The 13544-nt window shown below is 40.0% G+C and carries 4 protein-coding genes; all 4 read right to left on the reverse strand.

Going from position 1 to position 13544, the window contains the following annotated elements:
• Window positions 1-3495: non-ribosomal peptide synthetase (locus tag ACWNM1_RS28890; protein WP_449603681.1), on the reverse strand; the 3495-nt coding region annotated here is incomplete at its 3' end.
• A 45-nt stretch (window positions 3496-3540) separates the two neighbouring features.
• Window positions 3541-9057: an HAD-IIIC family phosphatase gene (locus ACWNM1_RS28895; protein WP_449603682.1), complete on the reverse strand. Its 5517-nt coding sequence runs from the start codon at window positions 9055-9057 to the stop codon at window positions 3541-3543.
• Between the two features lie 325 nt (window positions 9058-9382).
• Window positions 9383-10684, reverse strand: coding sequence for a glycosyltransferase (locus tag ACWNM1_RS28900; protein WP_449603683.1), 1302 nt, complete (start codon window positions 10682-10684; stop codon window positions 9383-9385).
• Window positions 10685-10771: 87 nt separating this feature from the next.
• Window positions 10772-13544, reverse strand: a 2773-nt coding sequence (locus ACWNM1_RS28905; protein WP_449603684.1) for a condensation domain-containing protein, incomplete at its 5' end; no start/stop codon positions are given.

Raw genomic sequence — 13544 nt, forward strand, 5'->3', positions numbered from 1 at the left:
AGGTAACGCTTTGCGGTTGACCTTTCCATTTGCAGTCAGTGGCAGGTTCTCTACCTGCACCATATAGGAGGGGATCATATAGGACGGCAGTTGTTGCCCCAAATACGTGCGCAGTTCCGTTACAGTTAACGGAGTTTCTGCCACCACATATGCGCACAGGGCTTGCTGTCCTTCTCCATCTTTGCGCGCTACCACAACCGCTTCCTGGATCGATGGATGAGTTAATAAACAGGTCTCAACTTCTCCCAGCTCGATCCGGTATCCCCGAATCTTCACCTGATCGTCCATCCGGCCCAAGTACTCGATGTTCCCGTCCGGCAGCCACCGGGCTAGGTCTCCTGTTTTGTACAGTCGTTCGCCGCTCTTAAACGGATGAGGGATAAACTTCTCTGCCGTCAGTTCCGGCCGGTTCAGGTATCCACGCGCTAAACCCATTCCTCCAATGTGCAGTTCTCCAGGCACACCGATAGGTACCACTTGAAGTTCGCGACTAAGAATATAGACGTTATCCTGAGGTAGCGGCCTTCCAATCGGGACACTGTTAGCTGTACTTCCTTGCTTCTCTTCCACTTTATGATACGTTGACCATATCGTAGTTTCCGTTGGCCCGTACACATTCCATACCGTGTTGTTTTTACGTATGTATTCCTTAGCCATCTCCACAGGCAGGGCTTCTCCACCGATAAGCATTTTCTTTTGTTGTATATCCAATTTCCGTAACATTCTAAAGGTGGACGGAGTACCTTGCATCATCGTTACGTTCGCAATTACCGCCTGATCTACACTTTTTACCGAGTCAACAATTAAGATCTGTGCGCCTACAAGTAGTGGTGCAAACAACTCTACTCCAGCAGGGTCAAACGAAAGCGAGGTTGAACTGAGTACCGTATCCGATGCTTCGATCGGGAGAACCTCGATCATGTCCAGTAAATTATTCAGTACCGAAGCATGTTCAATGAGAACCCCCTTGGGCTTACCCGTCGATCCCGAGGTATAGATCACATACGCCAGGTTCTGTGGTGTCACCCCACTCACTGGGTTCTCCACGGCTTCCCATGGAAAATCAGCAGGCTCCTGGTCTAAACAATAGATCGCCGCCTCACTTACCGGCACCTCTCCCGCCAGCTTCTCCTGCGTCAACAGCACCCGGACCTGCGCATCCGCCAGCATGTACGCGATGCGTTCCCGTGGGTACGCTGGATCCAGCGGCACATACGCTCCGCCCGCTTTCAGTACCGCCAGCAGTCCCACCACCATCTCAATTGACCGCTCCACGTAGATTCCCACCAGTCCGTCCGGTCCTACGCCTTGGCTCTGCAAGTAGTGCGCCCACCGGTTCGCCCGCCGGTTAAGCTCCCCGTACGTCACGCGCTCCTCGCCAAACACCACCGCGACCGCTTCCGGATTCCGCTGCACCTGCTCCTCAAACCGCTCGTGCAGACACTCCTCTGCGACCTCCGCCGCCTGGCCTTGCCATTCTGTCAGCAGCTGCTCCGTTTCGCCTTCGCTCAGTAATTGCAGTTCCCCAATCCGCTGGTCCGGGTTTTCTGTAATTCCTTTTAATAATTGTTCTATATGGCTTGCCATACGTTTCATACTTTCCCGATGAAATAAATCTGTGCAGTATTCTATAGTTCCGGTTAATCCCTCGCTCCCCTCCATCAGAAACAAGGTCAAATCAAATTTTGACTTTGATTCTTCTATCGCAATATCCACCTGTTCCAAGTGCTTAAAACCTACCCCTCCCTCCGATGATTGCTGCAGCACAAACATCACCTGGAATAAAGGGGAGTAACTCTGATCTCGTTCCGGATGTATCTCTTGAACCAGTTTCCCGAACGGAAGATCCTGATGAGCATAAGCACCCAATGCCACTTCCCGTACACGCTGGATGACTTCAGCAAATGTTGGCGATCCTGACAAATCACTGCGTATCACCAAGGTATTTGCAAATAGACCAATCAACCCTTCAATGTCCGAAAGATTTCGGTTAGCCACAGGCGTGCCTACCACAATATCTTCTTGCCCGGTATACCGATATAACAAGGTTTGGAACGCCCCTAACAACAGCATAAACAGGGATGCTCCTGCCGTTTGGCTGACCAATTTTAGTTGTCGCGTCAGTTCTTTGTCGATTTGAAATGAAACACTTGCACCTCGGTAACTTTGGATCGCTGGACGCGGGTAATCGGTCGGAAGCCTTAAGATTGGAAGCTCTTCCTTTAGGCGTCCGTTCCAATACGTCAGTAACCGTTTGAGTTCTGCCCCTCTTAGCTTGTCGCGTTGCCATAGCGCATAATCTCCATATTGATAGCTTAAATTTCCTAAAGCGCTTTCTTTCTTTTCCACATAAGCCTCGTATAGTGTAACTAACTCTCCTACTAATAAATTCGAAGACCAGCCGTCTGAAATAATATGATGGATGCCGATCACTAAAATATTTTCATTTAACGATAATTTCAAAACCTTTACACTAAACAGTGGATCTGTTCTCAAATCCAAAACAGTTCTCTCCTGCACATCCACCCACTGACAAACCCGTGCTTCTTGCTCTACGCCGCTGCAATCGGCCATATCCACTACTTCTATCAGTATTGGAGTGCTTTCATGTACGACCTGCATAGGCAATCCTTCGACCATTTGAAACGTAGTTCGCAAAATTTCATGTCGGTTAATAATCTGTTCAACTGATTTATGAAGGACTTGTACATCCAGATGACCCACAAGTTTTGTAAGAGAAATGGCATTATAGGTAGTCTCCAAATGATTAAACTGATTAAACAGCCATATTGACTCTTGTTCATAGGACATTGGATATATATCCCTGCCTATGTTCCTCACCAATTTTGCGCCATCCCTCTTTTTCTTCAGCAGTAATGCAAGTTGGCTCTTCTTCTCCTCACTCAATACCTCCAATACACTCTCTGCTTTTGTATGAAGCCGGGGCGAGGGTTTATTCAAGACTGAAGTTAGAATATCCTCAAATGAACTCCCCTTAGTCGAGGCATCATAAACAGGGAGACTCACTAATTCAGCTTTCAACTCGGACCACTTCTCAATGTAATCTTTTACATACTGGCTAACTGTAATAATACCTCTAGCTTTCTTTAGCAACTGAGTATTCACTGCACTTGGGCAAAGACTCTCCGGACCGAAAGGTAAAAGGGAGGAGTGGCGGGCAATAAATAGTACATTTCCAGAAAAACCCTTAAGGACTGCAGCTAAAATTTTATATGTCTCATCATCCGAAACCAGTACCCAAGTAGGATTCAACACTATAATCTGATTTTGAATATCTCTATGCATACTTACTCTGTCGGCAAAAACATGGACATCCACTCCGTTTATCCGGGAAATGTCCGTATGATTACCTGGCACGACTACACTACACTTAAACCCTTGACCCGCCATTTGCTCAATTACCTTTCGACCCGCCTGATGTTCTTCATCAGATGATGAAAAATAATCAAATGCTTGTACCAACACTGCATCCATCCATGTATCTCTCCTATCTAATAACTTACTCAGAATTCATCCCTACTAACTTTCCGCACTCTCCAATTCTTTTAGCAATAACGTCAGTTCTTCCATACTAATATCCTCAAGTTCTCCTAATATTGTGTTCAATTCATTCTCTTGTTCAGCAATAAATACTTCTATAGCTTGCACCCAACTTTCAATGGTAGAATCGGCAGCAAAAATGATACGAAGTGGAACATCGATAGTTGTTACTGTCTTGAACCGCGACATTACCTGAGTAAGTAAGAGAGAATGTCCTCCGACTTCAAAAAAGTTATCTGTAACTCCTACTCGATCAAGCCCTAATACATCTCTCCAGATATCAGTGAAAACAGTTTCTAAATAATTTCTTGGTGAAACAAACCTATTGTCCAGTTGGATTTGTTCTCTATTCTTTTGTTTATATTCTTTAATATTTTCCTGCAATTTTTTTAAATTCGGATAATATCTCCCCTCATATGATGCTTTACTGATTTTATTTTCAGCTAAAGTGCCGGGATGAGTTTCCTTGTTGAGGAATCCCTGTCCATTATCGAAAAGTTTCCAGTAATCCAGCTCCTTTAAGCTCTTGGACATCATTTCGTAGCCAAGAGCCGACCTCTTACCTGATAATACTGTCACTAATTGATTGAGAAAGTTTTGTGCCGGCTGGTTTTTGTTACTATAGTTAATCTTTATAAGGATCTGTTCAAATCCCAATTGTAATGCTCGATTTGCAATCCACTTAATAATCTCATATTCGACTGTCTTCCCTAAAACTCGGCAACTTAATAACATATTTTTTACTGTGAGTTTTCCATTGTTCATTTCCAGAAAAATGGCTCCGACTACACCATAATCGCCAAACCGGTCGGTCACTTCGATAAGCTTTATTTCTTCTGATGCCTTCCCCTTTGATTCCAACAATTCTAATCCTGAGCATTTCATTTGAGTAAAATTAAACTGATTTACCCTAAAAGTTAATTGAGAGACCCTGTCTATATCTTCTTTTGTCTCCATGTTCTTTACCGTTACTTTAATATCCGAATCTTTTAAAAATTCTTTGAACGAAAATGCTTTCTCTTCTACTCGCTTCCTAATAAGATTGCTTTTATAAAACTCATTACGCCGGGTATCTTCACGTGTAACTTTTAACCGGTCAAATGCCCACACATGCTTGATAAAAGCATCTATCTCCTCTTCCAATTGAGGAAACTGCAGCGTTATTAATTCGCTTGATAAAGATTTTACTTCTGCACATTCCACTGGATTATCATCAATAAAAATAAAATCTGACATGTCCAGATTCAATTCTTTTGAAAGCGCTTGAATATTATCAGATTTACTGTCCCAATTGACTTTCATCCCAATAAAATGTTCAGGCTTAATAAGCATTTCTTTCCTTTGCTTAAAAACTTCCATAACATCCTGCTCATTATTTTTACTGCATAGGCATAATAAGATTCCCTTCTTACGAAGCTCCAGCAATAATTTATGAAATCTTACCCTTGCTGGACTTATAACCAGTTTTTCAGGAGACTCCTCTCCACAAATTCCTTCCCACAAAGTTTGATCGGCATCTACTACGATTACTTTAAAGCGATCCGGATTCATTAATGAATATATTTTCCTGGTAAGATGAGTCCCCAATGAGGTGTAAAAATCCTCTGTATATGGGCTGGATGATAATAAATAATTTTCCTTATCATAATAAGGATAAATCGGGTATAACTCCAACAACTCTATTGATTGGGTGAAATAAAGGTTCGAACAGGAAATCATATCATCTATTATTGCCTTTTCAGTTGTTGCAAGAAGATTATATTCATCCTGATTGCTTAATACAGAACCTGAATACGGACAGAAAAAGATAATCAATGGAGTAGCATGGTTATTGTTATATTTTTTTAGAGCGTTCAAAAAGGTCGCCGTATTTTTCGAGAGATTGTCTTGTATAGAAATTTCATCATGATTGGAGTACCAATCCTCCAACCGCACTAAAGCCACATTAATAAAAGTATTTTCATAAAAGCTGCTAGTTGGCATTAAGAGCTGATTAAATATTTGATTGTAGGGAGTAAATTCAATTTTGTATGGCATTTCGTATATGTCATTAAAATATTGCATGGATTGCATTATAGGCTCTGCAGTAAATGTTGCTCCAATCACAAGTCTTTCTGTACCCGTTCGCGACGCAGATAAATTGAAAATTCCCTCTAATTCCATTCCGGAGTTCGTAGAAAATTGATTTATCAATGATAAAAAATCATCGACAAAATTATGCATGTGTTTCTCTTCGATAACGTTATCATTAAATAATATTGTTCCTCTAACAGATTCATTTTTGTGGAACAACGATAACGATAGATCACAATCCAGTAACCTTTCATATTCTATAAAATTCATTTCACTTACTGAAGCATCAGGAATGCTCAAATCAATATCGTTATTCACATAGTTCATCATCACTTGGTAACCTGAGAATTTTTCCAAACCACTATTTTTTCGATAAAGCTCAATAGTTTTAGAGTAAGGATACAATTTATTTGCATACACCCGTAAGCAACTCTCTCGTACTTTTGTTAAAAAAGAAGATAATATATCGTCTTTTGAAAGTACCGCTCTAAACAAGGTTGGATGCGCAAAAAAGCCAACCGCATCAAAGAAACTATGATGTTCTCTACCAAGGGTTGGAACAGCTATTGTTATATCTGTTTCTTTTAGATATTTAAATAAACATATATAATAGCTAGAGAGAAATAACATAAACGAAGTAATATTATTAACCTTACAGTAGTTATTCACACCCATGACTGTTGACTCGGGGATAGTGAAAGTTATATTTCGACCTTTTTTAACTATACCATTGTCTTTTTCATGTCTTAATACATCAAAGGACAACTTAGCATCTTTAAGGTACTCACTCCAAAATTCTTTTAATTGAGTTTCTTTTAAATGTAATTCTGATTCATGCCAAGTTAAATAGTCCCCGAATTGTTTTTTAGGTTGGGCAAGCGCAAAGTTCCGATCAATCCATTTTCCCGCATATAATTCACAGAACTCTTTTTGCACAATTTGCAGGGAATGCAGGTCAACAATAATATGATGCCCAACAAAAAGAAGATGATGTTTATCTTCAGAGTTACTTATCAAGTAGGCTCTAAAGAGTTCACTATTATCTAGAGACCACTCTGCTGTGGATAAATAGTTCAATATAGACTCAAAGTTACCCATCTCACTCATGTTTTCTATTAAGTAGAAGCCGTTCCAAGTACGTTCAACTTTCTGCATCAACGAAGCATTATCCATCACAAAAGTTGTTCTTAGCACCGAATGTCTACTTACAATTTCACTCATGCATAGCTCAACTAATTCAGGTTTCAATTCACCTGTAATTTCCAGCCCTACTTTAAGTAAATAGGGTTGTGAATCACCAGCAATCTGCTGCATCATCCACAATCTGTTTTGATCCAATGAGGAGGAAATATTACCCTCTAAAGTATTTTCAACCATTCCAATTTCTTGTTCATTTCTAAAATATTTATGGTAATTCCCTGCACAAATCTTCTCTGCTACTTCTTGAATAGTTTCATTAAAAAAAGCGTCGGGCGTAACATTCAAATTAAATTTAGAATTAATATTACTAATCAATTCCGCGATATGTAGAGAGTCCACTCCATAAAAAGTCACCAGATGCTCTCCCGATATTTGATCGTTTGATCCTCCTACTACCCTGGAAATTGATCTCTTGATATAGTTCAAAATTTCTGAGTTATCCAGTTCTCCGATATTTCCGGAATCTTCGATGTCATTAACAATGTCCGCTTTATCAATATAATTTGTAGTTATATCATAATGAAACTGTTCTACCACATTAAGGCTCGATAACAAGAATCTATTCCGGCATTCGTTTCTCTTGATTTTCCCACTTGTAGTCTTCGGTATACTACCTTCTCTAACTAAAATTACAATGGAGGGCCTTATTCCTGTCTTCTCAGAGATACAACTGTAGATTAAATCCATAATAACTTGTTTATCCTCTTTGTTATGCCGATGAATCTCTTGAACCACACACACATTTTTGTCTTGTTCACACATAAACACAGCACATCCATGCTTAATAAGAGATTGATGTGCTTTTTCTGAAGCTTGTTCAAAGTCTTGAGGATAGTAATTTTTCCCGCGGATTTTCATAACTTCTTTAATACGCCCCACTATATATAGCTCTTCGTTATAAATAAACCCTAAGTCTCCTGTTCGTAAAAAGTTTTCTTCTTCTCCTTGTTGAAAAGTTGCATTAAACATCTCCTTGGTCAGATCCTCATTTTGGAAGTAGCCTTGGCCAACACTGTCTCCTGCTATCCATATTTCCCCTACTGAATTGTCATTACATAGTTGTCTAGACTCAGTATTAATAATCTTCATACGAACTCCTTTAGCTGGTTTTCCACAGCTAACAAGTTCAATAGAATCCAATGTTCTAGTAGAATCAATTGGAACTGCTTCATTATCACTGAGGTGGCTTTTATCAAAAGATGTGATAGTTAAACCTTCATTTTTTTTCGTACCCGAAACAAGGAGCGTATTTTCTGCTAACCCAAAACATGAAAAGAACGCTTTTTCATTAAAACCATGATGCCTAAATTCCGATGCAAAACGTCGAAGGATTTGTGGATTATTATTTTCTGCTCCAGCAAAGGCGACTTCCCAAGAACTTAGATCAAGTTTTTCTCTATTCTCAAGAGATATTTTTTGAAGACAAAGATCATAGGCAAAATTGGGAGCTCCACTTGTAGTAGCCTTATATTGTGTAATTGATTCAAGCCATGTATAAGGATTCCTAGAAAACGTAAACGGAGACATTAGTAATACAGGAAAGCCTGCGTAGAGTGGTTGAATAATGCCACCGATCAATCCCATGTCATGATAAGGTGGCAACCATATTACTCCCCGGCTTGATGTACTATGGCCAAATGCCTGAGTGATTAGTAGGGAGTTATGCAGGATATTTTTGTGACTTATTAAGATACCTTTCGGATTTGAGGTTGAACCAGAAGTATATTGAATAAAAGCCGTAGAGCCAACAGTATAACTAGCTTCATCTAAACTATTTCCCAGACTATTTGCTAAGTAATGCAAATCGTTAATCTCATACCAATTAACAAGGGGATTAATTTTTTCATTTCTAGCAAATCGATTTATAATCTGAGAATTGGACAGACACAAACTAGGTTTCACTTCATTGACAATATTGTTGAATAAGGAAGGGTCATTAAGCCGGGGTGGATATAGTGGAACAGCAACAGCCCCAGAATATAAACAACCGAAAAAGCCAATAATATAATCAATTCCTGGTGGTAAACATAACAAAACACATTTTTTATTAGCTCCCAATTGAGTTAATCCAGCAGCTACAGAAATACACTTTTCTCTAAGAGTTGAATATGTAATTGTTTCCACTTTACCATCATCATTAAGAAAACGATAAGCCTCTTGATCCGGTCTATTGGATGCATGGTCATCAAGAATTTCTAAAATCGTGTATGCATCTTGATTCATAATGAGTCCACCTCTTTACTGTGATAGTTTACTTTTCTTTAATTACTTAAATTTATTTACTCAATAACATTGCAATACATCTAAAGTCAAATATTCTCAATAACCTAAATAATTCGACTTTAACCAACAAACCCCTCCTTTATTTATAATTTCCTATAAAAGAACTTAAATTGATCTTATTCAATAATTTCCCTTAATTTCAAACTAAAAAGAGGTCATCCTTTAGACATGGATGACCTCAATCATAGAAGATGAAGATTAGCTATCAATGCAAATTCACTTACTTTTATAGAGATGCTAATTTTCGAGCCACAATAACAAGGTATTATGTATTTCTCAATTTTGACAACAACAACTGACGTGTTTCGAGAGATAATCCTTTAATTAGTGAGAGCTTATCATTATAAATAACAGGTTCATTTTTATCTAACCGAAACATTTGGGACCAATCAGGTAGGCATGGATTAGCAACAAGTTTACGAACCACATCCTTAACTGAAAGATCAGGATCATTATCAATAAATCTAGTAGATATATCTAAGCAATTTTGTTTCAAATCTTCTTGTTGAATTAGATTACGCAATGTTTCCACTACATTATGCATATCCCACTTTGATGCAGGCAAATAAGCTCCCGCCCCAAGTGATTTAACACATTCTGCGTTTCGTGGACGATCAAATCCCTTACCCAAAATTAATTGTGGCGTTCCAGATCGTAACGCTTGGCCCGTTGTTCCAATTCCACCATGATGAATAAGCACACTTATATAAGGCATTGCTCGGGAAAATGGAAGAAAATCAATATGTTTCACATTATCCGGAAGATTTCGAGGCAAAAATTTCTGGTCTTTAGTGACAACGAGTGCTGGAAAATTTAAATAATCACATGCTTCAATACAAGATTCAAAATAGCTACTTGAAGAAGGGGGAGTTGTCCCATGAGTTATTACAATGGGACGCTTTTCAATTAACCATGCTTGGACTTCTTCTACAATCTCCTCGTCATTCTCATGGAGCAAGAATCCTGCTGAAGTTATGTTTGTTGCCAGACCTCCTTCCTGCTTAGCAAACCAGTCAGGCCAGAAAGCAATACCTTGACTATAACACTTTACCATGCCCCCCCAGTTTATAACCGGTTGAAGTCCAACACTTTCTCTAATGCTATTATATTCTTTGGAGTAAATATCTAAGTTCGCACCCATCTCTTCTCCTTCCAAATAACCCGGCGCTAAGAAAACCGAAACATAGGGGATGCATAATTTCTCTGAGATTACTTGGACAAGTCCATGCAGCATGTTGTGTCCGACCAATATAGTAGGATCATGGAGCTCTTCAATAATACGATGAAATGAATTCTCTATTTTCGGTAACATATTTGTTTTGGTGAATTCAATCGCACCTTTTGGTTCTTGAATTTCCGCATGTACCTCCGGACTCATTAAAAAATTGTATTCCTCGATAGCATCTGTTCCAACAAATGAGAATCCTAATCGCTTAGCTTTTTCTTCATACACACCATGTGTAACAAGCGTAACTTTATATCCCTCTTCAATCATCACTTGGCCAATTCTTATGAAGGGATAAATATCCCCTCCCGAACCAATCGTAACTAGTACAACGTGGATCATACAAAAAAACCTCCTAGATACATAATTAAATCCCCTGAACTATAGAAACTGGTAATTTTTTCAATGATCCTACACAATTAGTAATCTTTATTTGTTTTTTATTATGTCTCTCATAATTCTAGCCATATGACTAGCAAGATGTTGCACATTAGGAGATTTCAACATAGTTCCGTGTGATCCTGGTGTTTTAATAATGGTGACGTCACCTTTGACACAGTTCTTCCATTCTAAAATTAAATCATCTTTTATAGGATTTTGCTTTGCTTGAAACACAACTAGATCTCCTTCATAGGGAGTAGATGCATCATAATTAAGTTCCGTAAGAATATTAGCTTTCATGACCTCGCAAAACCTTTCTATACCTTTCTCATTAATTTTAAAATTAAACATTTCTCTCTTTTTGAGTATTTTAAATAATTCTAACTTCCAACTTTTTTGTGACATCTGAATTGTTTCACTTTCTGAAAGAAGAAACATTTGTACCAATTCCGTCTTTATGAGACTTTCTACCTTAGCTTCGATATTTTCTTCCTTGCCCACAAATGGATTAATTGGTGATGGGGATTTGTCTAAAACAAATACGATTTTCACTTCTTTACCTTTTTTAACCAAATGTTTAGCTGTTTCAACTGCTACAATGCCGCCTGAGGACCAACCCGCAAGAATACATGGGCCTTCAGGCTGCTGTTCTATAATTTTTTCGGCATACATCATTGACATAGATTCCATGTTATTAACAAAAAAACCATCATATATTAATCCTGGTGATTGTATAGCATAAACTGGGTGCTTCTCACCCAAATAATAGGAAAGCAAAAAATATTCATTTACGACTCCACCAACAGGATGAATAAAATAAAGTGAAGGATTTGCCCCCTTAATTTGTATTGGTACAATACAATTCTCTTCTTTACTTATTTCATTTAAAAATATTTTTTTATAATATTCACGATTCTTTATTCGAGATAAATACGCAAAACCTCCATCTTTTATACCCTTAATACGTACTCCCTCTATTAATTTTTTTAATTCCTCCACATACCATGTCGCCAGGCGCGCAATCGTACTTTTTGCGTACAATTCCTCCTGATATGACCAGTTGATAACCAACTTGCCTCCTCTAACATTTGCCTCTATATTTAAAGGGTAAGAATTGGGAGTTGCAGAGACTTGAGTAAATCCCTCAGATATACTAAATATTTCATCGTTGTCCGCTGCTTGATCCAATTTCTGAAGGTACTTAAAAACCATTTGTCCTCTCTTGTCATTTTCGTTCCAACAGCCATCTCCCTTTGTCTCACTCCCATTTTTAAACAAACTATATCCAAATCTGTGCTCTTGTATTTGTCTGTACTGCCCCTTGACTCCTTCAATCAATGCATCCAATTCGACTGTTTCATTTAATCTTAGGATCACGGGATAAATACTTGAGAACCTCCCAACTGTCCGGGATACATCTATATCCGTTCCAATCTCTTTCCGTTCGTGACCTTCGACATCTACCCACATGTCCGAGCGTCCTGTCCATCTCCGATACATAAGAGCCAATGCCAAAAGTAAGATTTCATTAATCTGGGTTCCATAAACTTCCGAAATGTCGTGCAACAAAGTATCGGTTAGCTCCTCATCCAGTTCAACCCAAACTGTACTCCTAGTACCCACGGTATTTCTGCCTTCCCAGTCTACCGGGATCTGAGGATCGACTCCTTCCATTGTCTTCACCCAGTAGGCCGCTTCCTGTCTTGCTTCTTCTGTCTGAGCATATGTCTGTAAACGCATAGACCATTCTTGGAACGAGGTCGTCTTTGCCGGCAACGCCAGTACTTGCCCTTGTTCCGCTTGTTTATAAAGCAGTTGCAAATCTTCCAATAAGATCCGCCACGATACTCCATCCACCACCAGATGGTGGATCACCAGGAGTATCCTCCCCGGACGTTCACCTAAGTTAAAGTAGACCACCCGCACAAGCGATCTCTCACTCAAATTAAGACTGGCCTGACGCTCTCCCGCAATCTGCTTGATCTTCTGCCTCTGCTCAGCTTCTTCTAACACCGACAGATCTATCGTTTCCACTGGAACCTCTCCGATTTCTCCGCGATTCTCCTGCATCCACCCTGTATCCGTTTGGGTAAAACGCATCCGAAGCGCATCGTGGTGTTCCATCAACTTCACAATCGCCTGCTTCAGCTTTTCCATATTCAACGGCTCGGCTACCGTCAGCAGAAGCGACTGATTCCAATGATGCACCGACTCCAGGTTCTGATTAAAGAACCACTGTTGAATGGGGGTGAGTGGCACCTCTCCTTCCACCATGCCCTGTTCGGCTTGACTAGCCAGGCTTCCCCCCATGCTGGCCAGTTTACGGACGGTTGGATATTGAAACAACTGTCTTGGCGTGATTCGGATTCCCGCTTGTATGCTCTTAGATACCACTTGTATGGCCAGGATCGAATCCCCGCCTAAGGCGAAGAAGTTATCCTCCACCCCCACCGAGGCTACTCCGAGCACCTGCTCCCAAATCTCCACTAGTTTTTCCTCTACTACCGTTTGGGGCGCTTCATATCTCGTCTCAAGATCCAGTCGACCACTCTCTGGTACCGGCAGTCGTTTACGATCTACCTTCCCGTTTGCTGTAAGCGGCATGTCATCTAGTACTACAAATACAGATGGCACCATGTACGCTGGGAGTTTGGCTTGTAGCCATTCCCTCCAGACTTCAACCGTTGGTTTCGATTCAGCTACATTAAGAACGAGATAAGCCACCAAACGCTTGCTCCCGTTCTCTTCCAACGCAATAACGACCACTTCTCGTACTGCCGGATGCTCAGCCAATACTGCCTCAATCTCGCCCAATTCGATC

This window comes from Paenibacillus sp. Marseille-Q9583 (assembly GCF_976954365.1).

Coding starts and splice junctions, on each gene's coding strand:
- ACWNM1_RS28900 (WP_449603683.1), bottom strand. CDS start 10,684: ATGATCCACGTTGTACTAGTTACGATTGGTTCGGGAGGGGATATTTAT.
- ACWNM1_RS28895 (WP_449603682.1), bottom strand. CDS start 9,057: ATGAATCAAGATGCATACACGATTTTAGAAATTCTTGATGACCATGCA.